General features: G+C 68.5%; 22 protein-coding genes. 18 read left to right on the top strand and 4 right to left on the bottom strand.

Annotation, left to right across the window (positions count from 1 at the left end):
- Positions 1 to 290 precede the first annotated feature (290 nt).
- The 11 genes from IEY63_RS03040 to IEY63_RS03090 all read left to right on the top strand — a co-directional run bounded on the left by IEY63_RS03040 (position 291) and on the right by IEY63_RS03090 (position 11,359).
- On the top strand, positions 291 to 797 hold the full coding sequence (locus tag IEY63_RS03040; RefSeq protein ID WP_189067464.1) for a transcription initiation factor IIE subunit alpha family protein: 507 nt from the start codon (positions 291 to 293) through the stop codon (positions 795 to 797).
- A gap of 108 nt (positions 798 to 905) precedes the next feature.
- Complete coding sequence (locus tag IEY63_RS03045; protein WP_189067465.1) at positions 906 to 1,235, top strand: cyclic-di-AMP receptor; 330 nt, start codon at positions 906 to 908, stop codon at positions 1,233 to 1,235.
- A gap of 318 nt (positions 1,236 to 1,553) precedes the next feature.
- On the top strand, positions 1,554 to 2,630 hold the full coding sequence (hemE, locus tag IEY63_RS03050) for a uroporphyrinogen decarboxylase (protein ID WP_189067466.1): 1,077 nt from the start codon (positions 1,554 to 1,556) through the stop codon (positions 2,628 to 2,630).
- Positions 2,631 to 2,702: 72 nt separating this feature from the next.
- Positions 2,703 to 3,659 (top strand): ferrochelatase, encoded by a 957-nt coding sequence (gene hemH / locus IEY63_RS03055; RefSeq protein WP_189067467.1) that lies wholly within the window; start codon positions 2,703 to 2,705, stop codon positions 3,657 to 3,659.
- The gene (gene hemG / locus IEY63_RS03060) at positions 3,656 to 5,038 is read left to right on the top strand and encodes a protoporphyrinogen oxidase (protein ID WP_189067468.1); all 1,383 of its coding nucleotides are present in this window, start codon (positions 3,656 to 3,658) and stop codon (positions 5,036 to 5,038) included. The genes hemH and hemG overlap by 4 nt, the downstream gene beginning before the upstream one ends.
- Positions 5,039 to 6,023: 985 nt before the next feature.
- A complete protein-coding gene (locus IEY63_RS03065) occupies positions 6,024 to 6,449 on the top strand; it encodes an acyl-CoA thioesterase (RefSeq protein WP_189067469.1) in 426 nt (141 codons plus the stop codon).
- Between the two features lie 5 nt (positions 6,450 to 6,454).
- Positions 6,455 to 6,889 (top strand): class Ib ribonucleoside-diphosphate reductase assembly flavoprotein NrdI, encoded by a 435-nt coding sequence (nrdI, locus tag IEY63_RS03070; RefSeq protein ID WP_229784446.1) that lies wholly within the window; start codon positions 6,455 to 6,457, stop codon positions 6,887 to 6,889.
- Positions 6,868 to 8,955, top strand: coding sequence for a class 1b ribonucleoside-diphosphate reductase subunit alpha (nrdE, locus tag IEY63_RS03075; RefSeq protein WP_189067471.1), 2,088 nt, complete (start codon positions 6,868 to 6,870; stop codon positions 8,953 to 8,955). Before nrdI ends, nrdE begins: the two co-directional genes overlap by 22 nt.
- A gap of 196 nt (positions 8,956 to 9,151) precedes the next feature.
- Positions 9,152 to 10,147 carry a class 1b ribonucleoside-diphosphate reductase subunit beta gene (gene nrdF, locus IEY63_RS03080; RefSeq protein WP_189067472.1) on the top strand — a complete coding sequence of 332 codons (996 nt, stop codon included), beginning with the start codon at positions 9,152 to 9,154 and terminating at the stop codon, positions 10,145 to 10,147.
- Positions 10,140 to 10,406 carry a thioredoxin gene (locus tag IEY63_RS03085; protein ID WP_119675303.1) on the top strand — a complete coding sequence of 89 codons (267 nt, stop codon included), beginning with the start codon at positions 10,140 to 10,142 and terminating at the stop codon, positions 10,404 to 10,406. The genes nrdF and IEY63_RS03085 overlap by 8 nt, the downstream gene beginning before the upstream one ends.
- Positions 10,407 to 10,474: 68 nt before the next feature.
- Entirely contained in the window at positions 10,475 to 11,359 is an 885-nt protein-coding gene (locus tag IEY63_RS03090) for a hypothetical protein (RefSeq protein ID WP_189067473.1), read from the top strand.
- A gap of 96 nt (positions 11,360 to 11,455) precedes the next feature.
- Here IEY63_RS03090 and IEY63_RS03095 read toward each other — a convergent pair whose 3' ends face one another.
- The gene (locus IEY63_RS03095; protein WP_189067474.1) at positions 11,456 to 12,055 is read right to left on the bottom strand and encodes an HAD family hydrolase; all 600 of its coding nucleotides are present in this window, start codon (positions 12,053 to 12,055) and stop codon (positions 11,456 to 11,458) included.
- A gap of 99 nt (positions 12,056 to 12,154) precedes the next feature.
- Here IEY63_RS03095 and IEY63_RS03100 point away from each other — a divergent pair, with 99 nt between their 5' ends.
- Positions 12,155 to 12,895 (top strand): alpha/beta hydrolase family protein, encoded by a 741-nt coding sequence (locus tag IEY63_RS03100; RefSeq protein ID WP_189067475.1) that lies wholly within the window; start codon positions 12,155 to 12,157, stop codon positions 12,893 to 12,895.
- Between the two features lie 51 nt (positions 12,896 to 12,946).
- On the opposite strand, the gene polA is transcribed toward IEY63_RS03100, so the two are convergent.
- Both polA and IEY63_RS03110 read right to left on the bottom strand, forming a co-directional pair.
- The gene (gene polA / locus IEY63_RS03105) at positions 12,947 to 15,727 is read right to left on the bottom strand and encodes a DNA polymerase I (protein WP_189067476.1); all 2,781 of its coding nucleotides are present in this window, start codon (positions 15,725 to 15,727) and stop codon (positions 12,947 to 12,949) included.
- A 119-nt stretch (positions 15,728 to 15,846) separates the two neighbouring features.
- On the bottom strand, positions 15,847 to 15,984 hold the full coding sequence (locus IEY63_RS03110) for a hypothetical protein (protein ID WP_189067477.1): 138 nt from the start codon (positions 15,982 to 15,984) through the stop codon (positions 15,847 to 15,849).
- Positions 15,985 to 16,332: 348 nt separating this feature from the next.
- On the opposite strand from IEY63_RS03110, the gene pyrF reads away from it, so the two are divergent.
- Positions 16,333 to 17,133, top strand: a complete 801-nt coding sequence (pyrF, locus tag IEY63_RS03115; protein ID WP_189067478.1) for an orotidine-5'-phosphate decarboxylase — start codon at positions 16,333 to 16,335, stop codon at positions 17,131 to 17,133.
- A 47-nt stretch (positions 17,134 to 17,180) separates the two neighbouring features.
- Here pyrF and IEY63_RS03120 read toward each other — a convergent pair whose 3' ends face one another.
- The gene (locus tag IEY63_RS03120; RefSeq protein ID WP_189067479.1) at positions 17,181 to 18,386 is read right to left on the bottom strand and encodes a cysteine desulfurase-like protein; all 1,206 of its coding nucleotides are present in this window, start codon (positions 18,384 to 18,386) and stop codon (positions 17,181 to 17,183) included.
- Between the two features lie 227 nt (positions 18,387 to 18,613).
- Between IEY63_RS03120 and IEY63_RS03125 the strand changes: the two genes are divergently transcribed.
- The 5 genes from IEY63_RS03125 (at position 18,614) to IEY63_RS03145 (ending at position 25,196) form a co-directional block, all read left to right on the top strand.
- Positions 18,614 to 18,886, top strand: coding sequence for a hypothetical protein (locus tag IEY63_RS03125; RefSeq protein ID WP_189067480.1), 273 nt, complete (start codon positions 18,614 to 18,616; stop codon positions 18,884 to 18,886).
- Between the two features lie 137 nt (positions 18,887 to 19,023).
- On the top strand, positions 19,024 to 21,150 hold the full coding sequence (locus IEY63_RS03130) for a transglycosylase domain-containing protein (RefSeq protein WP_189067481.1): 2,127 nt from the start codon (positions 19,024 to 19,026) through the stop codon (positions 21,148 to 21,150).
- Positions 21,151 to 21,201: 51 nt separating this feature from the next.
- Complete coding sequence (locus IEY63_RS03135) at positions 21,202 to 21,888, top strand: vWA domain-containing protein (protein WP_189067482.1); 687 nt, start codon at positions 21,202 to 21,204, stop codon at positions 21,886 to 21,888.
- Entirely contained in the window at positions 21,885 to 23,435 is a 1,551-nt protein-coding gene (locus tag IEY63_RS03140) for a hypothetical protein (RefSeq protein ID WP_229784447.1), read from the top strand. The genes IEY63_RS03135 and IEY63_RS03140 overlap by 4 nt, the downstream gene beginning before the upstream one ends.
- Before the next feature lie 102 nt (positions 23,436 to 23,537).
- Entirely contained in the window at positions 23,538 to 25,196 is a 1,659-nt protein-coding gene (locus tag IEY63_RS03145) for a VOC family protein (protein ID WP_189067483.1), read from the top strand.
- The last annotated feature ends 48 nt before the right edge of the window (positions 25,197 to 25,244 follow it).

The raw sequence follows: 25,244 nt of genomic DNA on the forward strand, positions 1-25,244 counted from the left end.
AAACCTCACCGGCACGGCATTTTGCGTTCGGGGTCACAGGACGTGCATGAAAAACAAGCCCCCGATTGCTCATGCAAGATGAGAGAAAATCTGTAACAATAGGAAAGTTGCGCTCAAGGCCGACTGCGGCCTCAAAGTTGCACTGCGTCCAAGTCGAGTTCAGTCGTTCACCCGCTCAGATCTCGCTCCACTACGCCCACCGGACCCGCCCACCCAGGGCCGGGCCCGCCCCCGAACCGCCACAGTTCCGCGCCGTGCCCGCACAGGCCAGCGGCGCCCCGGAGGCCCGAATGTTCAATCCCCCTACCCTTGAAGACCTGCAGGAAACCCGCCGCGCCAACGAGAAGCTGGTGCTCAAGGCGCTGGAAAGCAAGCCCGAATGGGTCGAAACTGAACTGGCCAAGACCACCAGCCTCGCCCTGAGCCACCTGCGCGCCGCGCTGGCCAGCCTGCTCGACCAGGGCCGCGTGCGCCGCCTCCCCGGTACGGGCACCCGCGCCGTGTACGGCCTGGCTGACCCCGGCCTGGCGGACGTGCCCGCCACACCCCTGACCAGTGACGCGAAGAAAGTGCGTGACTACCTGGAAGGCCGCGCCGACAGCGCCCTGTACATGAGTGACCAGCTTCGCATGACCCGCGAGGACGTCATGGCCGCCCTGAGCCTCCTGAACGCGCACGGCATGATCACCTGCACCTTCGTGGGCAGCCTCGTGATCTTCCGCCTGAAAGAAACCCAGGCGCTCGGCCAGGACGGCGCCGCGCCCGAGAAGACCGGCCGCAAGAAAGCCGTCGCCTGATCCAGGCCCGCTCTGCCCCCGCCCCGGCGGGGGTTTTTTGGTGCCTGCCGCCCGCACGGCTGAGCAACCTGACGGAGCCTTCATGGAGTCTCTGGTATCCTGCCGAGCATGAAGCTTGTGCTGGCTGTGATTCAGGACGCCGACGCGACCGCCCTGGTCCGCGTGCTGTCCCAGAACGCCTTCGAGGTCACGAAGCTCGCCAGCACCGGCGGCTTCCTGCGTGAAGGCAACACCACCCTGATGATCGGCGTGCAGGATGAACGCCTGGACGAACTGAAACGGCACGTGCAGCGCACCTGCCGCACCCGCACCCGCCTGGTCGCCCCCAGCGTCCCGATGGGCGAGCAGAACGAGGGCCTCGTGAACGACCCGGTCGAGGTGCCCGTGGGCGGCGCCGTCATGTTCGTGATGGGCGTGCAGGAATTCGTCAAGGTCTGAGCGCAGCAGAAAGCCGGAGGGGGCGGGTTCCCGCCTGACCTCCGGCTTTCTGCTGCGCCAACGGCATGGGGCTGTGCGTTCGCTGAACACACTAGCGGCCTCCATACGGTTGACCCGGCGTCCACCCCGGACAATGGGTGTGCTGCGCCCTCCAGCACGGGCTTACCGACCGGTTGGTTCGGGATGATTGACTGGAAGGCTCTCCGCTAGAGTACCGGGCGCTGCCCCACCTGACGCCGCGACAGGTGCGGCTTTCTCCCCATTCGATCCGCGCGCCAGGCCAGGCGCGCCCCCACCTCTGCAAGGAGCCCCACCACCGTGACCCGACCCAGCGCACCCGTCCTGACCCCTGACCCCACCAACCGCGACTCCGCGTTCCTGAAGACCATGCGCGGCGAGGCCGCCCCGCACACCCCGGTGTGGTTCATGCGGCAGGCCGGGCGCTACATGCCCGAGTACCGCGCGCTGCGCGCCGGGCGCAGCATGCTGGAGTGCATCCGCACGCCGGAACTGGCCGCAGAGATCACCCTGCAACCCATCAAGGCCATGCCGATGGACGCCGCGATCCTCTTCAACGACATCCTGACGCCGCTGCCCGTCATGGGCCTGGACCTGGACTTCGTGGGGGGCGTGGGCCCGCAGATCAGCAACCGCATCGAGACGCCCTTCGACGTGGACCGCCTGGGCGTGCCCGCCGCCGCGGAGGTCATGCCGTACACCGCCGAGTCGATCAAGCTCGTGCGGCAGGAACTCGACCCGCGCGGCGTGCCGCTGATCGGTTTCGTGGGCGCGCCGTTCACGCTGGCCAGCTACGCGATCGAGGGCAAGGGCAGCCGCAACTATGAGCGCACCAAGCGCTTCATGTACGGCGAGCCCGCCGCGTGGCACCGCCTGATGGACAAGTTCGAGACGATCCTCGCGGACTACCTGGCCGAGCAGGTCAAGGCGGGCGCGCAGGCCGTGCAGATCTTCGACTCGTGGGTGGGCGCGCTGAGCATCTACGACTACGTGACGTTCGTGAAGCCCGCCACGGGCCGCCTGATCGAACGCACCAAGAAACTGGGCGTGCCCGTCATCTACTTCGGGACCAGCACCCACCACCTCCTGCCCCAGATGTCCTCGCTGGGCAGCGACGTCATGGGCATCGACTGGCGCACGCCCCTGAACGACGCCTGGAAGCTCATCCAGCCCGGCCAGGGCGTGCAGGGGAACCTCGACCCGCTGCTGCTGCAGGGCCCCTGGCGTGAACTGAAGCACCAGACCGACCGCATCCTGGCCGAGGTGGACGGCCGCCCCGGGCACATCTTCAACGTGGGGCACGGCCTGCTGCCCGAGACGCCCGTGGACATGGTCCGCCGCCTCGTGGACTACGTGCACGAGCAGACCGCGAAGTAACCCCCGAGCAGGGATAGCAGCGACCGCACCGGACCCCACCCCGATTCCCCCCTGTGACCTGAAAGGAGCGACATGACCGATTCCACCCACCAAGGAGCGCCGCTGGGCGTGCTGTTCATGGCCTACGGCGGCCCCGAGAGCCTGGAGGACATGCCCGGGTACCTCGCGGACATCCGCGCCGGGCGCGTGACGACGCAGGCCGTGCTGGACGAGATCACAAACAATTACCGCCAGATCGGCGGGAAGAGCCCCCTGCCGGAGTTCACCCGCGCGCAGGTCGAGGCGACCATGCAGGAACTCCAGGCGCGCGTGCAGCGGCCCCTGAAGGCGTACATCGGCATGCGCCACTGGAACCCCTGGATCGAGGACGCCGTGCGCGAGATGCTCGACGACGGCATCACGCAGGCCGTGGCGATCGTGCTGGCCCCGCACTACTCGAGCATGAGCGTCGCGAAGTACCAGAAGAAGATCAAGGCGGGCCTGAGCATGAATCACGGCCACATCGACTTCGAGTTCGTGAACGAGTACCACACCGAAAGCGGGTACGTGACGGCCCTGGCCAACCGCGTCCGCGAGGGCATCGAGGCGTTCCCGGAAGGCGAGCGGGACGACGTGCACGTGATCCTCAGCGCGCACAGCCTGCCCGTGCGGATCCTGCGCGAGGGTGACCCCTACGCCGACCAGCTGCACGAGTCCGCGCGCCTGATCGCCGCCGCCGCCGGACTGCGCGACGACCAGTGGTCCTGGAGCTACCAGTCGGCCGGGCGCAGCCCCGAGCCCTGGCTGGGGCCGCAACTCGACGAGCACATGCACGACCTGTCCGGCAAGGGCATCAAGAAAGTGGTCAGCGTGCCGGTGGGCTTCGTGTCCGACCACGTGGAGATCCTTTTCGACATCGACATCGCCGCGCAGGAGACGGCCGCCGAACTCGGCATGACCCTGGTGCGCCCCCCGGCCCTGAACACCGACCCGCTGTTCATCGGGACGCTCGCCAGCGTGCTGGAACGCAAGGTGGCCGCGCTGTCATGACCGACGCCGCAGTGAAGGACGGCGCAGCCCTGAGTGGTACAGGGGCGGGCGGTGAGCTGCCCGTGATCATCGTGGGGGGCGGCATCACCGGCCTGAGCGCCGCCTGGGAACTCCAGACGCGCGGCGTGCCGTTCGTGCTGCTCGAAGCCGGGGATTACCTGGGCGGGAAACTGCACTCCGAACGCACCGAGGACGGCTTCCTCGTCGAGCGGGCCGCCGACGCGTTCATCCTAGGTAAACCCTATGCGGCGCAGCTGACGCGCGAGGTGGGCCTGGAGGCTCAGGTGATCCACCCGCGCGAGGACACGAAGAAGATCTACTTCCTGCGCGGCGGGCAGCTCCTGCCGTTCCCGCCGAACATGAAGATGTTCGTGCCGCTGGACGACGACTCGTTCCTGCAGAGTGGCGTGCTGTCCCCCGAGGGTCTGCGCCGCTACCTGGACGAGCAGCACGTGCCGCCCAAGCCCCCGACCGACGAGGACGAGTCCCTTGCGTCGTTCCTCACGCGGCGCTTCGGGCCGGAAAGCCTGAACTTCATCGTGCCGCTCGCCGCCGGGATCTACGTGGCGAACCCGCTGGAACTGAGCATGAAAGCGGCGTTCCCGCAGTTCCTGAAAATGGAACAGGAGTACGGCAGCGTCATCCGGGGCAGCCGCGCCACGCCCCGCGCGGCCGGCCCCGTCTTCATGTCCTTCCAGGAAGGGACCAGCACCCTGATCCGCGCGCTGCACGAACGCCTGACCGGCGGCGAGATCCGCCTGAACAGCCCCGTCCTGCGCGTGCACGAGCACGGCGTGACCCTCGCGGGCGGCGAGGAACTGCGCGGCCGGGCCGTCATCAACACCACCCCCGCCTGGTACGCGGGCGCCATGTACCAGCGGGACTACCCGGAAGCCGCCAGCCTGATCGGGCAGCTCAAGGCGAACAGCAGCGTCGCCGTGGTCCTCGCGTACCGCGCCGAGCAGTTCCCCGGCGACATGCTCCTGCACGGCCTGCAGGTGGACGCCAGCGAGGACACCCTCCTGAAAGCCATCACGGTGCACTCCGCGAAGATGCACGGCCGCGCCCCCGACGGGCACGTGCTGATGCGCGTCTTCTTCAAGGACATCGAACCCGCAAAAGCCCGAGTCATGGCGCAGGAAACCGCCGAGCGGCTCTTCGGCGCGCAGGGCGACCCGCTCTGGCACGCGTTCGGCGACTGGCGCGGCAAGAACCCCGCGTACGTCGTCGGACACCTCGACCACATCGCCCGCATCCGCGCCGCGCTGCCCGCGCACCAGCAGATCGCCGGAGCCAGCTACACCGGCGTCGGCGTCCCCGACTGCGTGAACGCCGGACGCACCGCCGCCCGCGCCATCCTGACCCCCGTCACCGCGTAGACTGAAGCCCACCACGCACCGCTTCCACCCCGGAGGCGGTGCGTTTTCCTGTCATACCAGATGATGTATACCGCACCTGCATTTGACCGTTCCTGACACCGCATGTAGACTCCGGCTGTCGTTGCAAGTGCAACACTTCGCAGGAACAGAGGGAAGTCCGGTCACATCCCGAATATGGGATTTCAGTCCGGCACGGTCGCGCCACGGTCTCCAGTCCGAACGCTCGCCTCGCGAAGAGACGCCCATATCGTTGTCCCCGCGCACGGGGCTCAAGGCGGATCTTCTATGGCTCAATAGCTTGGATTGTCGACAGTAGAAACGACACCATTTCTCTCCCATGACACGAATAGCTCGTGTCAGATCCTGAGGAGTGCAATGCTTCTAGATATACTGATCGTCATTTCGGCCGCGTCATTGACGTTGTTGCAACTGAGATCAAAGAAAACGGCGTTATCCGATCTGACCCCCTTCTATGATTTTCTCCAGAATGTTGGACGAAGCGCGTTGATCGCTTTAGTGATTACTAAACTGTTTTTCCTGGCGGAACTGTACATCAAGAACACGCCAGGGGGCTAGATCCTATACAACATGATGTATATCGATCAGGCGTTTGACCGCGATCAGTACAAGATGTAGACTTCTGCAGTCGCTGCACACGCAGCACTTTGCGGGAACAGAGGGAAGTCCGGTCACGCCCCACAGGGGGGTTCAGTCCGGCACGGTCGCGCCACGGTTCACAGTCCGAACGCTCGCCCAGCAAAGAGACGCCCACTTCACGGCCCCCGCGCAAGGGGCACAAGGCGGTTTTCCCTTGATCACCTGACAACCACTGCCCCGCTGCCCCTGACCCGGCCCCGCTCTGACTGCGGCGCACGTTCGGAACACCGCCGAACCTGCCCCTCCGTCGCCGCCGGGCCTCCCCGACTTCCTCTCGCTCCGCTCGGGTTCGTCTGACGACTCACCGGAAGCCCCTCAGAGGTGTTCCATGACCCTGCCCCTGTCCCGTCCGCTGGGCGGCCTTTCACCCGTACCACCGCGTGAGACGCGCGTGACGCACGTCGTCTTTCCCGGCCTGACGAACCATCACGGCACGCTGTTCGGTGGTGAGGCGCTGTCGTTGATGGATTCGGCGGCGTTCATCGCGGCGACCCGGCACTGCCGGAAGAAGGTGGTGACGCGGCACTTGGACGCTATGGAGTTCCGGCATCCGATTCCGCAGGGGTCGCTGGTGGAACTCGTGGCGCGCGTGGTGCGGACTGGGCGGACGAGCATGACGGTGCAGGTGGACGTGTTCCGTGAGGACATGTACAGCGAGACGCGGGAACTGGCGTGCGCGGGAACGTTCGCGCTTGTGGCGCTGGGTGAGGATGGGCAGCCGGCGCCCGTGCCCCCACTGGCGGCAGAGGAGTGAGGTTGGTGTTCGATTCCCTGACGGGGAACGTGCGGCGGTTCGCGACGGCCCTGGCGCGCGAGGCGGGGGGCCTGCCGGTCGGGTCGGTGCGGGACGCGCCGCCCGCGCCGGGTGAGGGGTTCCTGCTGCTGACGTACACGTTCGGGTCGGGGCAGGTGCCGGACAGCACCGCCGCGTTCCTGCGCGAGCACGGGGCGGGCCTGCGGGGCGTGGTGTCGAGCGGCAGTTACCACTGGGGGGAGAACTTCGGGCGGGCGGGCGACCGGATCGCCGCGCAGTTCGGGGTGCCGCTGGTCGCCCGGCTGAACAAGGGCGGGACGGCAGCGGACCGCGCGGCGGTGCTGGCGTGGCTGGCGGGGCAGGGTAAGGAATCGAGTGCAGCGTGGGTGTCGCCCGTGGTGGCGGAAAGGACGAACGAATGGATCCCTGGATTGAACTGAACAACAAGGTGCTGGCGGGTGGCGTGGTGGACACGTCGCATGATCAGGAGGCGCTGCGGGTGTACTTCCGCGAGAAGGTCAACCCGAACACCGTGACCTTCCCCAGCCTGGAGGAGAAGATCGCCACGCTGACCGAGCGGGGCGTGTGGGACACCGCCGTGTTCGTGCGCTTCACGCCGCAGGAGGTCCGCGCGGTGTTCGAGCGGGCGTACGGGCTCAACTTCCGCTTCCGGTCGTTCATGGGCGCGTTCAAGTTCTACAGCGAGTACGCGACCATGACCCCGGACCGCAAGCAGTGGCTGGAGCGGTACGAGGACCGCCTGAGCGTCACGGCGCTGGCCCGCAGCGAGTCCCTGCCGGAAGCGCTGGAACTCGTCGAGCATCTGGTGAACCAGACGTTCACGCCCGCCACGCCCACCCTGATGAACTCCGGGAAGGCGAACACGGGGCGGCTGGTCAGCTGCTTCCTGCTGCAGGACTGCACGGACAACCTGGATTCGATCACGAAGACGCTGTCGTTCGTGGCGGAACTCAGCAAGGGCGGCGGCGGGATCGGCGTGGAGGTCAGCAACCTGCGCGCGCGCGGCGAGAGCCTGCGCGGCATTCAGAACGTCACGAAGGGCGTCATGGGCGTGGCGAAGATGCTGGACAACATGCTGCGCTACGCGGATCAGGCGGGGCAGCGGCCCGGTGCGGGCGCGATCTACCTGAGCGTCATGCACCCGGATTTCCTGGACACCCTGAGCGCGAAGAAGATCGCCTCGGACGAGGATGCCCGCCTGAAGACCCTGTCCATGGGCGCGACCATCCCGGACATCTTCCTGGAGAAGGCCCGCGCCGGGCAGGACATCTACCAGTTCTACCCGCACTCGCTGTTCCAGGAGACCAAGCGCGAGTTCACCAGCATCGACTGGACGCGCGAGTACGACACCCTGGCCGCGAACCCGCGCCTGCGCAAGAAACTCGTGTCGCCCCGCCGCATCCTGGAGGACATTGCCGTCACGCAGGGCGAGAGCGGCTACCCGTACCTGCTGTTCGAGGGCAACGCGAACCGCGCGAACCCCATCCCGAACGTCGGGACGATCAAGATGAGCAACCTGTGCAGCGAGATCCTACAACCCACCCTCCCCAGCACCTTCCACGCCTACGGGCAGGAGGACAGGGATCAGGTGGGTCTGGACGTCAGCTGCAACCTCGCGTCGCTGGTCATCGAGCAGAGCCTCGCCAGCGGCGACCTGGGGCGCGTGGTGCGCTCGGCGGTGAAACTGCTGGACAACGTGGCCCGCTCGACCAGCATCCACGAGGTGCCCGCCGTGAAACGCGCCAACGAGGAGATGCGCAGCATCGGCCTGGGCGCCATGGGCCTGCACTCGTTCCTGGCGAAGAACGAACTCGTGTACGGCAGCCCCGAGGCGCTGGAGTTCGTGAACGTGTACTTCGCCGCCGTGCACTACCACGCCCGGCGCACCAGCATGCAGATCGCGCGGGATACCGGCTTCGTGTTCCAGGGCTTCCACGGCAGCCGCTACCAGACCGGCGAGCACTTCGCGCAGTACGTGCAGGAGGACTTCCTGCCGACCACGCCCGAGGTCGCCGCGCTGTTCGACGGACACGACCTCCCCACCCGCGCCGACTGGCATGCGCTCGTGCAGGACATCCAGACGCACGGACTGGCGCACTCCTTCGTCATGGCCATCGCGCCCACCGGCAGCATCAGCTACGTCAGCAACGCCTCGGCCAGCATCATGCCCATCACCGAACGCGTCGAGACCCGCACGAGCAACAAGGCCCGCACCATCTACCCCATGCCGCACCTGAACGAACTGACCGAATGGTTCTACGAGGAAGCGTACGACATGGACCAGAAGCGCGTCATCGACACCGTCGCCGCCGCGCAACGCCACGTGGACCAGGGCATCTCCTGCACGCTGTTCGTGCCCAGCAACGCCAGCACCCGCACCCTGCAACGCTACTACCTGTACGCCTACGCCAGAGGCCTGAAAACGCTGTACTACACGCGACTGCGCAAGGTCAGCATCGACGAGTGCCTGAACTGCGCCATCTGACGGCGGTAGGGGTGAGGGGGTTGATATCGGTTTGCACGAACCTGCGGGGTCTGACCGTCCAAAGGTCGAAGAGGCCAAGAAAAGGCCCTCTACCACGCCATTCTTGGACCCTCAGACATTTAGACTCTCAGCCCCTTCCCCCAAATCGCCACCTGATAGACCCCCTCTCCCCTCCCCATTCCCTGTGAGACCTGATATGACCCGAGCCCCCTTTACTGCCACGAACTGGAGCGACCCCGAGGACAGCTTCTCGGTGACGTTCTACGAGAAGTACACGTCCCAGCTGTGGTTCCCGGACGAGATTCCGCTGACGAACGACGCGATTCACTGGAAGAGCCTGACCGAGCAGGAACGCTGGACGTACATGCACGCCTCGGCGGGCCTGAACGCGCTGGACACGCTCCAGGGCGAGGTGGGCATGCCGGCCCTGCGCGGCCTGGTGGACGGGCACATCCGCAAGGCGACCTTGCAATTCCAGGGGATGATGGAGGACATCCACGCGCGCAGCTACAGCCTGATGAACAAGACGTTCCTGACGACCACCGAGGAACGCGCCGTGTTCGCGTGGGTGGAGGCGCAGCCGCAGCTTCAGTTCAAGATTCAGTTCATCGAGGACGTGTTCCGCGACCCGGACGTCAGCGACTTCGGCCTGTGGCGGAAGATGGTCGTGTCGTGCATGCTGGAAACCGCGCTCTTCTACAGCGGCTTCTACTACCCGCTGCTGCTGGCCGGTCAGGGCCGCATGGTGTCGGCCGGGGAGATCTTCAACCTGATCATCCTCGACGAGGCCGTGCACGGCGTGTACGTGGCGCTGCTGGCGCAGGAGAAGTTCGCCGCGATGACCGAAGAGGAGCAGGCGCAGGCCCTCGCGTGGTACGAGCAGAGCCTCGACACGCTGTACCGCAACGAACTGGCGTACACCGAGGTGCTGTACGGCGGCGTGAACCTTGCCCAGGACGTCGCCACGTTCATCCGTTTCAACTTCAACGTACTGGCGGACAATCTGGGCCTGGACCGCCGCTTCCCCGACGAGGACGTGAATCCCGTCGTGCTGAACGGCATCCGCTCACGCGGCACCACGCATGACTTTTTCAGCGCCAAGGGCAGCAGCTATGCCAAGCTGCGGGTTGAAGCCCTGACGGATGAGGACTTCAGCGAACTCTGGCCCGCTCAGGAGGTCGCCCATGACTGACCCGAAACCCTTCGTGCTGTTCACGCAGGACCAGTGCCCGCAGTGCGAGACCCTCAAACGCATGCTGACCCTCCCCCTGCGCGGCGCGTTCGACGACCAGATCGAAGTGCTGCACCGCCAGCAGAACCCCGACGCCTTCACCGCCCTGGCCGACGCGCACGCCCTGGCCCGCACCCCCGCCCTGCTGCACCGCCCCAGCGGGAAGCTGCTGCTCGACACCGGCAGCCTCGGCGCGGTCAAGGCGTTCCTGACGCAGTAGGAATGTGACCCCAGGCACGCCTGTCACAGCGTTTTTCAGCTGAATTCTGCTTACAGTAGACTGACCGGGTGAGTCTCCGCACGACTGTTCTTGGACTGTTCCTCTTCACATCTGCCGCATCTGCCGAGCTGTGCTTCCCGCAGTACGTCCCGCAGGAAGAGAATGCGTGGAGCGTGTTCACCAGCATGATGCTCCCCAGCAACACCATCGAGAAGTTCTTCGATGACAATGGCAAGCTTGAACGCTGGACAGAAACCACGTTCGACGGCCGGACATTGACGCGCAACATCTACGTCGTGGATGCCTTCGCCAGCAGGACGACGGTCACCGCACAGGTCAACCAGGGCGTCTTTCAGCGGGCCCGGAAATGGTTCGTGCCGGGAGACGACATCGACCTGCCGTCCTCACGCGAAGACCGGGTCAAGACACTCGGGCAGGTCAACCTCAACGCGGGCCGCTTCGGGCCAACTGACATCACGCTGAACTATGACGGGACCGGTCGCCCCCTTTACCTAAAAATGAACGTTCCAGAGCTCTACAACGCCAAAGACATCGAGATTGCCTGCCAATACCCCAGCCCACAACAGGTGATCATGACCGAGACGCTCTACGGCCAGACCATAACCACCACCGCCGAACTGAACGAACGCGGTCAACTCAGTAGACTGACTAGGAAAGGCGGATCGACAGGCTCCGTCACCGTTTTCGGCGCGCCAGACGCCCAGCGTCGCATCGTGTACACCACAGCCCGGCTGGACGGCTTCGTGACGGAGAACGGCACGCTCCTTCTGGACGAGCAGGGCCGAGTCGTGAATGAGACCTCCACCGCCACCCAGTTTGGAAAGGAAACGAGCGTCACGACCTGGGAATATAACGCTCAGGGACAATGGACCGCCAAAACCCTGACGATTGAGGGGCGCACCTACCGCACGACGCGCACAATCCAGAACTAGGGACGGTCTTCCCGCGAGGGGGCTGCTCCCATCCGGCCTAGTTCACCCGATCACCACGCTATCTGCGCGGCTGACAAGAACCGCCACACCCTTCTCTCACTCCACGCCCAGCGCCGCTAGTTCCTCCCGGAGCTGCGCGGCGTTCTCGTAGCGGATGGCGTGCATGCCGACCCGGCGGGCGGCTTCGGTGTTCTGGGCGCGGTCGTCGATCATGACGGCCTCGTGCGGGGCGACGGCGGCCAGCGTGAGGGCGGCGCGGTAGATGGCGGGGTTGGGTTTCATGAGTTCCAGCGTGGAGGACGTGAAGAACGCCAGCAGGAACTCGCTGAGGCCGAAGGTGCGGACGCGGTGGTCGTTCAGGTCGCGGCCCTCGTTGTTCAGGGCGTACAGGCGGTGGCACGTGGCGAGATCACGGGCGAGGGCCAGGGCGCCCTCGTGCGGGGTGCTCTGCGCTTCCATCGCGGCGCGGAACTCGCCCGGCGTGAAGGTCTGCGGGTGGCAGAACACGGTCTGCTCCAGGTACTCGTCCAGGGTCATGCGGCCCAGTTCCAGTTCGGGCACGGCCAGCTTGTGCCGCTCACCGAAGTCCGTGGCGTCCAGGCCGAACTGCGCGGCGACGACGGCGCGCTGCTCACGGTCCCAGCCGTTGCTGAGCAGGACGCCGCCGATGTCGAAGAAGAGGGCGCGGATGGTCATGCCCGCAGGGTACGCCCGTGACAGACCGGGGCCGCCTGATCGCCAAGGAAGGGTGAGGTGCCGCGCCCGCGCCGTCCTCCCGATGAGGGAGGATGGAGCATGCGTTCCGTCCTGGTGCCTGGCCTGACCCTCCCGCCCCTGGCCGGGGCGGAACGGCTGGAGGTGAGCGGGCACGGGGTCCGGCTCGGTGGGTACGTGTGGCCGCAACCTCAGGCCGCGCCGCTGTTCGTGCTGCTGCACGGGTACGGGCAGGACGCCGCCGCGATGGTCCGGCCGGCTGAGGCCTTGCAGGCGCGGGGGGCGGCGGTCGTGAGCCTCTCGATGCGCGGCTGGCGCGGTTCCGGGGGGTGCGACGACTACGGGCGCAGTCATCCGGCTGATCTCCGGGCAGCCCTGGGAGACGTCCGGGCGCGCGTGCCCGCTTCGTCGGTAGTGCTGCTGGGCTTCTCGATGGGTGGCCTGATGGCCCTGCTGGCCGCTCGGCAGGGCGTCCCGCTGGACGGGGTGGTGGCCGTCAGTGCGCCCACCGATCTGCGGCGCGTGTATGAGACGACCGGGTACCGGAGGCTGCGCCGCTACTACGACGCGGTGCTCACGCCGGAGCAGTGGGTTAGCTGTTCCCCGGCGCGTTTCACGCGGGGCTGGCGCGTACCGACGCTGAATGTGGTGGGCCTGCGCGACACCATCTGCCCGCCGTGGGAGGGGCAGAGCTTCGCGGCAGCCGTGCGTGGGGGGCTGCTGGAAGTGCCGGATATGGGCCACGAGCCCGGGCCGGACCACTGGCCGGTGATCGTGGAGGCGGCCCTGGCCCGGTTTGCTCCGGCCCTGGTGCAGCGCTGACCTCGCGTCCGGCGGGGCAGCCGGCGCCGTACGGGAGGTCAGCGCACGCCCTTACTTCGTGTCGTACCAGTTCGGGCCGACGCCGATCTCGACAGCGAGGGGCACCGTGAGGCTGGCGGCGCCTTCCATGATGCGGCGCACGGTCCCGCTGATCTCCTCGGCCCGGTCCTCGGGGGCTTCGAGGAGCAGTTCGTCGTGCACCTGCAGCAGGAGGCGGGCGCCGGTGCCCTGGAGTTCGCGTTCCAGGGTGATCATGGCGAGTTTGATGATGTCGGCGGCGGTGCCCTGGATGGGCATGTTGTACGCGAGGCGTTCCCCGGCCTCGCGCAGGGTGCGGTTGGTAGCGACGAGTTCGGGGACGTAGCGGCGGCGGCCGTAGAGGGTCTCGACGTAGCCGTGCTGGCGGCCGAATTCCAGGGTGCGGTCGATGTACGCGCGGATGCCGGGGTACGTGGCGAAGTACGTCTCGATGAAGCCAGCAGCATCGGCGTAGGGAATGCCGAGATCGTTGCTGAGTCGGTGGGCGCTCATGCCGTACAGCACGCCGAAGTTCACGGTCTTGGCGGCGCGGCGCTGATCGGGCGTGATGGTGCCCTCGTTCAGGCCGAGGACCTGCGCGGCGGTGCGGCGGTGAATGTCCGCGCCGTCCTGGAACGCCTGCTGCATGAGTGGATCGTCGGCGATGTGAGCCAGGAGGCGCAGTTCGATCTGCGAGTAGTCGGCGCTGATCAGGCAGAAGCCGGGGTCAGCGATGAAGCCCTTGCGGATCTCGCGGCCGGTCTCGCTGCGGATGGGGATGTTCTGGAGGTTGGGGTTGAGGCTGCTCAGGCGGCCGGTGGCGACGGCGGCCTGAGCGAAGGTGGTGTGCAGGCGGCCCGTGCGGGGGTTGACGAGGTTGGGAAGGGGGTCGAGGTACGTGCCGCGCAGTTTTTCCAGTTCGCGGTATTCGAGCAGGGCGGGGATGATGGGGTGCTCGTCGCGCAGGGGTTCGAGGGCGGCGACGGCGGTGCTGCGCTTGCCCGTCAGTTTGGTCTTCTTGCCGCTGGCGAGGCCCAGTTCGTCGTACAGGACAGCTTCAAGCTGATCGCGGCTGCGGATCTGGAATTCCCGGCCGGCCAGCGAGTGGATCTGGGCTTCCAGGGTACTCAGGCGAGCGCCGGTGGCGGCGGACAGGCCGCGCAGGTACTCGCTGTCGAGCCGCACGCCGCGCACTTCCATGCGGGCCAGGACGGCGGACAGGGGTTTTTCCATGTCGTCGTAGAGGGTGCGGCGGGCGTCGTCCAGCAGGGGCGGCAGGAGGTCGAGGAGCTGCGCGGTAATCGCGGCGCGGCCGGCGGCGTCGTCGGGCCAGGGGACGTTCAGATACCGCCCCGCGACGGCGCTCATGGTGGTGTTGGCCGGGTCGAGCAGGTACGCCATCAGCAGGGGGTCGTCGCCGGGTTCCACGCTCGTGCCGCGCACGCTGAGGTGCGTGGCGAGGGCCTTGGCGGCGGCGGCGGTGACGCTGCGCTGCGCGACGAACTGCGCGTCGTCCACCGTGGCCGGGAACTGCTCGCGGAGTTTCGCGGCCGCCTTCTCCTGCTCCTTGCGGGCCTTCTCGGCGGCTTTCTGCTGGGTCTTGGTGAGGGGCGCGGCGGGTTCGTCGGGGGCGTCGAACAGGCCGCCGGGCTGGGCGTAGACTTCGGCCTTGCGCCACTCGGCGGGTTCGGTGGTGGGCGCGGTGCGGACAGTGCCGGTCGTGCCGTCGAGGTCCAGGGTGGCAGCGTCCACGAGGGCGGCGGTCAGGTCGTCCTCACGGGACAGGCGGTAGCCCCAGATGACGCCCTGCGCGGGGGTGCGCCACTCGGCCTCCTGGATGGTCAGGGCCGGGACGGCGGGCACGTCGGCGCTCTCGGGGGCGTCGTGCGGCGCGTCCCGGTGGGTGCTGTCGTTCACCGCGTCGGGGACGCTCAGGACACTCTCGATGCCGTCCAGGGCCGCCACGTCCCGCTTGACGCTGTGCAGGTCCAGTTCGGTCAGCAGTTCGTGCAGGCGGTCCGGGTTGCCCGGCAGGCGGCCCGCGCCGAGTTGCACGTCCAGCGGCAGGTCCGTGACCATGCAGGACAGCCGGTGGCTGAACTCCACGGCCTCCTCGGAATCGAGGAGTTTCTGGCGCGTCCCGTCGGGTTTCAGGGTGCCGGCCTTCGCGGCGGCGTAGATGCCCTCCAGCGTGCCGTACTCCTGCAGCAGCTTGGCGGCGGTTTTCGGGCCGATACCTCTCGCGCCGGGGATGTTGTCGCTGGCGTCGCCGGTCAGCGCGCGGTAGTCCACCCACTGCCCCACGGTCACGCCGTACTTTTCGAGCACCTCGGCTGGGCCGATCAGGCGGAAGTCGTTCGTGATGACGCGCACGTGGTCGTCGAGCAGCTGGTACGCGTCGCGGTCGCTGGTGACGATCCGGACCTGCATGCCGGTGCCCTCGGCCTTGCGGGTGAGGCTGGCGATCACGTCGTCTGCCTCGTAGCCGGGTTCTTCCAGGCGGGGGAAGCCGATGGCGTCCACGATCTCGCGGATGCGGTTGATCTGGCCGGGCAGGTCGGCGGGCGTCTCGGCGCGGCCGGACTTGTACCCGTCGAACTGCTCGTGGCGGAAGGTCTTCACGGGCGGGTCGAACACCACGATGACCTGATTGCTTCGCTGCCGGGCGAGGCGCAGCGTGAGGCGCAGGAACCCCAGGATGGCGTTGGTGGCCTCGCCCTGTTTGTTCGTGAGGGGGGGCAGGGCGAAGTACGAGCGGAACGCCAGGGCGTGGCCGTCGATCAGCACCAGGGTGTCGGGGGCGGCGGAGGTCATACCCGCCATTCTACTGGGGACGTAATGTCGTCAGGCCCCGCCACACATGGGGACGCCGCTGCGGTGATCAGGGCACCGGCAGCGGCTCGTGGCTGGACTCGTGTGGGAATGGGCGCTGTTTAGTCGCCGGCCTGGAGGTTGCGGAAGGGGCGCTCCTCCTGCTCGCGCAGGACGGCGCGGTCCTCATGCGTCATGGCGACGAAGGCCACGAGCATGATCAAGAGGGTCAGGGCCGCCATGATCAGGAGGAGGTTCATAGCGTCAGTGTGCGCGCAGGACTCCGGAGCTCCATGACGCGCGCCTCAAGCACCCTGAAGCTGCCCTTGAGGGGAAATCCATCTGTGAATACGGGCTTTAGATAGGGCATTGGTGTACCCGGGCGATCATGCCTGCACCGCAGAGTAAAGCCCCGCTCGTGGCGGGGCGGCCCGTCCCGACTTCACCCGGTCGGGTCTGAATTGTGGGTAGCTCAAGCGTAGGGGGCACGTGTGAGGCCGGTGTGCGCGCCGGGTAGGCAGGTGTTGATGTGTGAAGGTCACCCGTGGGTCAGGCCACCCGGACAGGGGCCCGCCGGGCAAGCGGGGGGCGTGTTACCCTTGCGCCCGATGACGTTTGCGCAGGCCGTGACCGACCGCACCCGAGCCCTCCAGACCCGCCTGTGCGTGGGCCTGGACCCCCGCCTGGACGCCTACCGGGATGTGGCGCACCTGCGCGAACACACTCTGGACGTGCTGGAGGCCACCGCCCCGTACGCGGCGTGCGTGAAGCCGCAGCTGGCGTTCTACGAGGCGCTGGGCCTGGACGGCCTGCGCGTCCTGGAGGAGATCTGCGCGGCGGCCCGCACATTCGGCCTGCCGGTTCTGCTGGACGCCAAGCGCGGCGATATCGGCACGACCGCGCAGGCGTACGCACAGGGCTGGCTGACGGGACGGCACGCGGGCGCCGCGCTGACCGTGAACCCGTTCCTGGGCTTCGAGACGCTGACGCCATTTGTGGAGACTGCCCGGGCGAACGGTGGCGCGGTGTTCGTCCTGGTGAAGACTAGCAACCCCGGGCAGGCGGACCTTCAGGGCGGCGGCGTCAGTGAGCGCGTGGCGGACGAGATCACGCGCCTGAACGCCCAGGAAGACGCCGAGTACGCCAGCATCGGCGCGGTCGTGGGCGCCACGCACCCCGGCGATCTGGCCGCATTCCGCGCCCGCATGCCGCGCGCGCTGTTGCTACTGCCGGGCCTGGGCGCGCAGGGCGCGACCGCCGCGCAACTCGCCCCGGCCTTCGACCCGGGCGGCACCGGCGCGCTCGCCAGCGCCAGCCGGGGCCTGCAGTACGCCAGCGGGCTGGACATTCGCGCCAGCGTGGACGCCGCGCGGGACTTCCGCAACGAACTCAACAGCGTGCTCAGTTGATAGGAGAAGGTTGATAACCCCCTCTATCAACCGTCACCTGTCAACCATCAACCCAGCGCAGCGAGCATCCGTTCGATGTCGTCCAGCGTCGTGTAGTGCGCGATGCTGGTCCGCACGACGCCCTGCGGGTACAGGCCCAGGTCCCTGAGGGGCTGCACGGCATAGAAGTGTCCGGCGGCCACGTCCACCCCGGCCGCGGTGAGGCGCAGGGCGGTCTGCTCGGGGCTCTCCCCCGCCACGCGGAACGCGACGGTGCCCACGCGACCCTGCGTGCCCTGAGGGCCGTATACCGTCACGAGGTCATGCGTGAGCAGACCCTCGACCAGCCGGGCCATGACCGGCGCCTCCAGCTCGTGGATGCGCTGGGAGGCGGCCTCCAGCGCCGCGCGGGTCAGCTCGGGATGCCCGCCCAGCTCACGCAGGTAGTCCAGGGTGCCCAGCCACCCGGCGAGCAGCTCGAACTGCGGCGTGCCGTGCTCCATACCGGTGATGTCACCCTGCGGCACGAATTCCAGTTTCGGCCAGGGCAGCGTGGCGCGCAGCTCGGGGCGCAGCCACATGGCGCCCAGGTGCGGCGCCCAGACCTTGTACGGGCTGAACGTCACGAAGTCCGCGCCCCAGGTCTGCACGTCCGGGAAGGCATGCGGCGCGGCGTGCACGGCGTCCACGATGCTCCAAGCGCCCGCCGCGCGCACCTGCGCCGTGATCGCGGGAATGTCCGGCGTGACGCCCAACGCGTTGCTGGCCGCCGTGACCGCCACCAGCCGCGTCCGGGGAGACAGCAGCGTCGCCAGATCATCCGGGTGAAGCGTCATGTCCGGCTGCAGGGCGTGCCAGACTTTCACGGTCACGCCCTGCCGCTCCAGTTCCCGCCAGGGGCTGGCGTTGCTCTCGTGCTCCAGCCCGCTCAGGATCACCTCGTCCCCCTCACCCCACAGGCGAGCGAACGCCGCCGCGAGCCGGAAGGTCAGCGCGGTGGCGCTCTGGGCCAGGGCCACGTCCTCCGGCTGCGCGTTCATGAACAGCGCCGTCGCCTCGCGCGCCCGGACCTTCAGGGCCAGAATCTCCGCCCCCGGCCGGTGCCCCGGCATGGCATTCGTCGCGCCGTAACGCGTCAGATGCTCCGTGACCGCCTGAATCGCGCGGGTGGGAATCAGGCCCCCGGCGGCGTTGTCGAGGTACGAGCGGCCCGACTGGAGTTGCGGAAACTGGGCACGCAGGTCAGCCTGCGACGGCACGGCAGCGGTGGTCATGCGCCGAGTGTAGGCGCAAGCGGCGAGCGGAGTTCCGGGTGGCTGGACAACCGCCGGTCGGTTCGCTCGCCGCCGCCGGCACGCCGTCCTGCCCGCGCCCGCCCGTTCCCACTCCTCCCGACTCCTGAGATCGACCAGCTCTGGCGGTTCATCCTGCCGCCATTCACGCCCGTTTGATCGTTCTTTGGTGGGATGCACGCCTCATGGGTCTCGCCTATCCTGCTGGAATGAGTTTCGTGCGTAAGCCCCGGCCGTACTCGTCGGGTCTGCCGTCCGCGCCGGTATCCGCTCCGCGTGCGCCGTGGGTCCCGAAGGAGAAGGCGCCGCGTCCGGCCCGTCCGCGTGGGCCGCGTTCGTCGTGGGCGGGCGCAGTGACGGCCCTGGCGGGCCTGGGGGCGCTGCTGGTGCTGGTCGTGGGCCTGTCGGGCCTGTGGAACGCCGTGGCGCGCGACTGGCAGTTCCGTTCGGCAGCGGCGGGCGTGCTGGACGTGGTGCGCTGAGTGATTCGAATTCCGTCTGTTTCGTTGACCACCCGGAACTGCACCGAGCGGCCAACTCCACGCCCGGAATCCGAGCTGCTCCTACTCGCATCCGCTCGGATTGAACGGTTGTACAACACCGTTCAATCGGAGTTGAGATGACGCGGCAGTTCAGAAAATCGGTGCTGGGCTGGTGGAACCGCTGGCCGCGTTCGCCGTTCGTGCGGCGGCCCGAGCCGTGGACGCTGAGGCGGTCGCTGCGGGCGGCGGGAGCGGGGGTGGGCCTGCTGACGCTGGGCATGCTGGGGCTGGGCGTGGCGGGCGCGCTGAGTACCGGGGCGCTGGGGCGGGTATGGAACCTGCGCTCGGAACTGCTGCCCATCGAGGTGCAGGACCGGCGCGGTGCGCCGCTGGGCGTGATTGACCACTGCCGCGAGGGGAACGCGGTGAATGCGGTGCCGTGCCGGGAGTCGCTGAGCGTGCCGCTGACGGGCGTCAGTGAGGCGTTCCTGCTGGCGTACGTGGCGAAGGAGGACGTGCGCTTCTTCTCGCATTCGGGCGTGGATCTGGGGCGCCTGCCGCGCGCCATGCTCAGTGGTGCGGGCGGCAGCACGATCACGATGCAGCTGCTGAAGAACAGCGTGCTGGCCGGTCACTTCGATTACGACACGGACCGGCGTGGGCTGCTGCTGACCGTAACGCGCAAGGCGACGGAGTTCGTGCTGGCGCCGCTGGTGACGTGGCGCTACGGGCGGCGCGAGGTGCTAGCGATGAGCGTGAACAGCCTCCCGTGGATCGGGATCGGGCAGCGAAAGGGCGTGTACGACGCGTCCAGAGCGGTGTTCGGGGTGGAACCGGCGGACCTGACGCTGGCGCAGAGTGCGTTCCTGGTGGGGCTGCTGCCCGCGCCGGGGCGGTATCTGGTGCAGGAGGACACGCCGCCGGAGACGGCCACGGCGCGCTTCCGCTGGATGCGCACGCAGCAGCTGGTGACGCTGAACATCCTGCGTTCGCACGGGCTGATCTCGGACGGGGCGTACGCGCAGGCGGTGGCCACGCCGGTGCAGCCGAGGTTGTGGCGGGTGGAGTACGCGGGCTCGGGTGCGGACCTGAGGGTGGTGGCGGCGGCCCGCAATCCGGAGTACGCGAACGAACCGGAGCCGGTGTGGGCCATGCAGGAGCTCGTGCGGCGCGAGTTGCGGCGGGCAGGGGTGGATCCCAAGCGGGTGGGGCGGGTGGTGCTGACCATCGACGCGCAGGCGCAGGCCGCGTTGACGCAGCGGGTGCAGGGTGAGGGCGCGACCGGCCCGCGCGCGGCGGGTGTCGCCGAGGGCGCGGCGGTCGTGGACGTGCGCGGGGGCGGGATCGTGGCGCTGGCGAGCAGCACGGGCGGCAGCCTGAGCAGCGATCCGGGGCGGCAGTGGGCGGCGTCGGCGCTGCGTCCGGTGGCGAGCACCGTGAAGCCCCTGCTGTACGCGCTGGCCTTCGGGGACGGCGTGACGCAGCTGACGGCCTTCCGCGACGGCGCGACGGGGTACGCCGGGCAGGCCATCCGGAACAACTCGGGCGGTTTCCTGAACCGCGCGGTGACGGTGCGCGAGGCGAACGCCCGCAGTCTGAACACCGTGGCGGTGCAGGTGGGCACACCCCGCGAGAAGGCGCTGCGGCGCACGCTGGAGGCGCTGGGATACCGGCAGGACCCGCAGAACACGTCGAGCGTGTCGCTGGGCACGTACCGCGCCGCGCCGCTGGACGTGGCCGCCGCGTACGCGTCGTTCGCGAACGGCGGGACGCGCTGCGAGCCTCACCTGCTGGCCGAGGTGTACGACCGCGCCGGGCGGCCCCTGTCCCTGCCGCGCCTGGACTGCGCGCCCCTGTGGGACGAGGTGGTCGCCTACGAGACCTTCGACCTGCTGACCGGCGCGGTGACGTCGAACGCGGGGCACGTGAAGTTCCTGCGGCCCACCGCATGGCAGCGGCTGTCCGGGAAGGCCATGCCGCTGGGCGCGAAGTCCGGCACGACCGACGACGTGAACGACACGTGGTGCGCCGCCGTGACGCCGCAGTACGCCATGGCAGTGTGGATCGGCGACCCGGACGGACGGCAGAGTGTCCCCGTGAACCTGTACCGCGATCAGGCGGCCTGCCGTGAGGTCGGGCTGCTGCGCGACCTGCCGCACGAACGCACGAGCGTCCCGGTGCCGCCGGGCATCACGACCGTGGGTGGGGTGGCGGTGCCGCTGCCGGGCCTGAACCCCCGCAACCCCGCGCCGCCCGCACCCTGAGCCCCCCTCATTTCCCCTTTCCAGACTTCCGAGGTGACCATGCCCTTCCCAATGATCGTTCCTGCCTTCCTGTCCACCCTGCTGCCTGCGCCGATGAGCGCCTCGACCCTGCTGGGGCTGTCCACGCCGCCACTGCACCTGACGGTCGCGGTGGACATGACCGGCAGCAGCAAGAACCCGGCGTTCAAGTACGCGGATCAGGCGCGGCTGCTCTCGCAGAGCGTCCTGCTGAACCAGCTGCGCTCCGGGGACACGGTCACGCTGCTGCGCATCTGCGACGGCGTGCAGACCGTCGCGGACTTCACCTTCCAGTCGAAGAACGGCGCGCGGCTGGGCAAGGCCGACATCCTGCGCTACACGGCAGCCCTCACGAAACCCTGCACCGGGAAGGGCAGCGCGATCACGGCGGGCGTGCAGCAGGCCGTGAAGCGGGGCGCGCAGACGAAAGGTGTCGGGGACGTGACGGTGCTGTTCACCGACGGCGCGCTGCTGGACGACCCGAAGCGCGCCTCGCTGGGCGCGGCGGTGAAGGGTTTCCTGGGCGCGAAGGACACCCGGCTGCTGTTCGTGGCGGGCCTGAGCCCCGAGGCGGGCGCGGGCGGCGTGTCCGTCCGGGACTCGTTCGTGAAGGCGCTGGGCGGCAGTTCCGCCGACAAGCGGGTGCTGCTGGCGGGCGCGTACGACCTGTCGAACGTGTACCCGACGTTCGCGGCGCAGGTGAAGGCGGCCCGCCGATGACCGACCGCACGCCTGATCTGCCGAACGACGGGGAGATTCGTCCCCTCTCGCGCGTGACGCTCAGCGGACCGGACCTGAGTACCGTGAACCTCGAATTCGAGGACGGCGCGCATGAACGGCGTGGGGACACGCAGCAGGTGATCGTGCCGCCCTTCCCCGAGGAGCCGCAGGTCGAGGCGGAGGTAGCGCCCTTCACCTCCCTCGCCGACGAGCCGTTCGATCCGGCGCGCTACGAGGCCGCGCTGCCCGTCCCTGATCCGCTGGCCGCCGAGGCGTTCATGGCGGTGCTGACGCCCGCGCACTTCGGCGAGCTGCTGGGCGACCTGAGCGGTGAGTTGCAACTCGTGCGGGACGAGGCGGCCCGGGCGGCGCTGACGTCGCGCTCGCGGCTGTTGCGGCTGAACGTGGAGCAGTACCGCGTGAACTTCGAGCTGGCCCGCACGACCCTGAACCGTGTGCTGGCCGAGACGGGCGTGGGCGTGCGGACGTCCTGGGCGCGGCAGCAGGAGCACCTGAACTTCATGAACGCCGCGAGCAGCGGCGTGGAACGCGCCTACGAGCAGGCGACCGAGGCGATCGAGCAGGCCCGCGCGGCGCGCTTCGAGGCGCTGGCGCAGGCGGGCGTGCGGCCCGACACGGTCACCGCCGAGGATTTCTACACGCAGCAGGCGCTGGCCCAGCTGGCGGCCGAGGGGCACGCGGTGCGGCCGCCCGAGCAGAAGAGCGGCAGCAAGCGGGTGTTCAATGCCTTCGCGGTGTTCAGTAAGTTCTTCGTGGGGCTGATCAGCGGCGTGAGCATCAATCTGCTGTTCAACCCGGAGTCGCGGCTGTACCTGACGCTGATCGCGCTGACGGCGGGGGTGATGTTCAGCGTGTTGCTGCTGTGGCTGGTGGATGAACTGTCGTACCGCGCGAAGCTGGCCGCCAGCACGCCGGGCATGAGCCGCCCCGTGAACTACGTGCTGGGCATCGTGGCGGTGACGCTGCTGTACCTGGGGGTGGAGGGGTTCCTGAACTGGGACGGCATCCTGCGGACCACGCAGGAGATCGCCGCGAACGCCGCGCAGCAGGGCCAGCTGACGGACCTGAGTGCCGCGCCGGACGGGCCGGTCACGCCGGAGCACTGGTCGCTGCTGGTGTTCACGTTGGCGCTGGTGGGCATGGCGGCGGGCGCCGCGCTGATTCAGGGCCGCGAGCGGGCGCGTGGGGTGCTGGAGCGCGAGCGGCTCACGGCGCGCGTTTCGGCGCTGAAGGCAGGTGGCACGTGGCACGAGGTGGCCCGCGCGACCGATCTGGTCACGTACCTGGAGGCGGCGCGCGACCGGCTGGCCCCGCCGCGTGACGTGACGAGTCCGGATCACGCGCGTCTGAACGAGCGGGTGCTGAGTCACTGGGAGTCCGAGCGGGACGGTCAGGTGCAGGCGGTGACGGGCGCGCTGGTGCGTGAGGCGCGGGCGCTGCACGAGACGCTGGAGGAGTTCGCGGCGCAGGTGCAGGCGGCGCGCTTTCCGCAGCGCCGGGCCGGGTGGCGGGGTCTGCTGGGCTGAACGGCAGCGGGCAGCAGGGAGAGGTTGGGGGCGAATCCCACCTCTCCTCTTTTTGTGACTAGAGTCTCAATTAATAGTTCAATGTTAAGTAATATGGAGGACATGACGACCTTCTCCCCCGCTCCCGGCACCAGCCCCGTCCAGGGTCTGCACCACGTCACCGTCATGGCCAGCGACCCGCAGCGCAACCTCGACTTCTACACCCAGGTGCTGGGCCAGCGGCTGGTGAAGGTCACCGTGAACTTCGACGACCCCGGCACGTACCACTTCTACTACGGCGACCAGACCGGGCAGCCCGGCACGGTCATGACCCACTTCCCCTGGCCCGGCGCGAAACGCGGCGAACGCGGCAACGGCGAGGTCGTCGCCACCGCGTACAGCGCCCCCACCGGCTCGCTGGGCTACTGGCGGGAGCGGCTGGCCGCGCACGCGCTGACGGTCACCGAGAGCACCCGCTTCGGGCAGCCCGCGCTGACCTTCGAGGACCCGGACGGCACCTGGGTGGAACTGGTGTTCGAGGACGGACAGGCCGTGCAGCCCTGGCCCGCTTCCCCGGTGGACGCCGCGCATGAACTGCGGGGCTTCCACTCGGTGACCGCCTGGGTGCGCGACACCGACGCCGTGAGGCAGTTGCTGGTGGGCCAGCTGGGCTTCACGGAAGTCGGCAGCGAACCCGACGCCGAGGGGATGCGCACCCGCTTCCGGGGCAGTGGCGACGGCGTGGGCCTGTTCGTGGACGCCGTGGAACGCCCCGGCAAACCGCGCGGGCACTTCGGGGCGGGCAGCATCCACCACGTGGCGCTGCGCACCCGCGACGACGCCGAGCAGGAGGCGTACATGACTAGCCTGACCGGCGCCGGGTACCGCCCCACGCCCGTGCAGGACCGGCAGTACTTCCACTCGATCTACTTCCGTGAACCGAACGGCGTGCTGTTCGAGATCGCCACCGACGCGCCCGGCTTCCCCGACGACGAGCCCGTGGCGGAACTGGGCCGGCACCTGAAACTCCCCGCGTGGTTCGAGGGCCAGCGGGCGCAGATCGAGGCGCACGTGCCGCGCATCGTCAGCCGCGAGTACGGCGTGACCATCGGCCAGCGCGACCTCGGGGCCGCCGCACCCGATGCCACCCCCGAGGACGAAGGCACGGGCGTGCAGGTCTTCACGGCGGGCCGCGCCCTGGACGACGCCCGCGTGGCGATGGTCCTGCTGCACGGGCGGGGCGGCACGGCGCGCGACATCCTCTCGCTGGAACGCGACTTCAACCTGAGCGCCTTCACGTACCTCGCCCCGCAGGCCGAGGGGAACACCTGGTATCCCCTGTCGTTCCTGGCGCCGGTCGAGCAGAACCAGCCGCACCTGGACCGCGCGCTGGGCACCGTGGACGCCATGATGGGCGAACTGGCCGCGCGCGGCATCCCCGCCGAGCGGGTCGTGCTGGGCGGCTTCAGCCAGGGCGCGTGCCTCGCGCTGGAATACGCCAGCCGCGCGCAGCGTAAACCCGGCGCGGTGGTCGCCTTCAGCGGCGGCCTGATCACCCTGGACCAGGACAGCGCGTTCCCGGGCACGCCCGTGTTCATGGGTGTTGATCCGCGCGACGGCCACATCCCCCTCGCCCGCTTCGAGGAGACCGCCGCGCAGCTGCGCGAACGGGGTGCGACAGTGGACGCCCGGGTCATCCCCGGCCTGGGCCACACCATCAACGCGGACGAACTGGACGCCGCGCGGGCCGTCATGCAGGGGATCGCTGGCGCGTTGAGTTGATGGTTAATAGGTGCTGGTTGATGGAAAACATCCCTTCTCTATCAACCA

This window comes from Deinococcus radiotolerans (assembly GCF_014647435.1).
GTDB lineage: Bacteria > Deinococcota > Deinococci > Deinococcales > Deinococcaceae > Deinococcus > Deinococcus radiotolerans.

Excerpts from the sequence above, each read along its gene's own strand:
- IEY63_RS03040 (WP_189067464.1), top strand. The coding sequence starts at position 291 with ATGTTCAATCCCCCTACCCTTGAAGACCTGCAGGAAACCCGCCGCGCC.
- IEY63_RS03045 (WP_189067465.1), top strand. The coding sequence starts at position 906 with ATGAAGCTTGTGCTGGCTGTGATTCAGGACGCCGACGCGACCGCCCTG.
- hemH (WP_189067467.1), top strand. The coding sequence starts at position 2,703 with ATGACCGATTCCACCCACCAAGGAGCGCCGCTGGGCGTGCTGTTCATG.
- hemG (WP_189067468.1), top strand. The coding sequence starts at position 3,656 with ATGACCGACGCCGCAGTGAAGGACGGCGCAGCCCTGAGTGGTACAGGG.
- IEY63_RS03065 (WP_189067469.1), top strand. The coding sequence starts at position 6,024 with ATGACCCTGCCCCTGTCCCGTCCGCTGGGCGGCCTTTCACCCGTACCA.
- nrdE (WP_189067471.1), top strand. The coding sequence starts at position 6,868 with ATGGATCCCTGGATTGAACTGAACAACAAGGTGCTGGCGGGTGGCGTG.
- nrdF (WP_189067472.1), top strand. The coding sequence starts at position 9,152 with ATGACCCGAGCCCCCTTTACTGCCACGAACTGGAGCGACCCCGAGGAC.
- IEY63_RS03085 (WP_119675303.1), top strand. The coding sequence starts at position 10,140 with ATGACTGACCCGAAACCCTTCGTGCTGTTCACGCAGGACCAGTGCCCG.
- IEY63_RS03095 (WP_189067474.1), bottom strand. The coding sequence starts at position 12,055 with ATGACCATCCGCGCCCTCTTCTTCGACATCGGCGGCGTCCTGCTCAGC.
- IEY63_RS03100 (WP_189067475.1), top strand. The coding sequence starts at position 12,155 with ATGCGTTCCGTCCTGGTGCCTGGCCTGACCCTCCCGCCCCTGGCCGGG.
- polA (WP_189067476.1), bottom strand. The coding sequence starts at position 15,727 with ATGACCTCCGCCGCCCCCGACACCCTGGTGCTGATCGACGGCCACGCC.
- IEY63_RS03110 (WP_189067477.1), bottom strand. The coding sequence starts at position 15,984 with ATGAACCTCCTCCTGATCATGGCGGCCCTGACCCTCTTGATCATGCTC.
- pyrF (WP_189067478.1), top strand. The coding sequence starts at position 16,333 with ATGACGTTTGCGCAGGCCGTGACCGACCGCACCCGAGCCCTCCAGACC.
- IEY63_RS03120 (WP_189067479.1), bottom strand. The coding sequence starts at position 18,386 with ATGACCACCGCTGCCGTGCCGTCGCAGGCTGACCTGCGTGCCCAGTTT.
- IEY63_RS03125 (WP_189067480.1), top strand. The coding sequence starts at position 18,614 with ATGAGTTTCGTGCGTAAGCCCCGGCCGTACTCGTCGGGTCTGCCGTCC.
- IEY63_RS03130 (WP_189067481.1), top strand. The coding sequence starts at position 19,024 with ATGACGCGGCAGTTCAGAAAATCGGTGCTGGGCTGGTGGAACCGCTGG.
- IEY63_RS03135 (WP_189067482.1), top strand. The coding sequence starts at position 21,202 with ATGATCGTTCCTGCCTTCCTGTCCACCCTGCTGCCTGCGCCGATGAGC.
- IEY63_RS03140 (WP_229784447.1), top strand. The coding sequence starts at position 21,885 with ATGACCGACCGCACGCCTGATCTGCCGAACGACGGGGAGATTCGTCCC.
- IEY63_RS03145 (WP_189067483.1), top strand. The coding sequence starts at position 23,538 with ATGACGACCTTCTCCCCCGCTCCCGGCACCAGCCCCGTCCAGGGTCTG.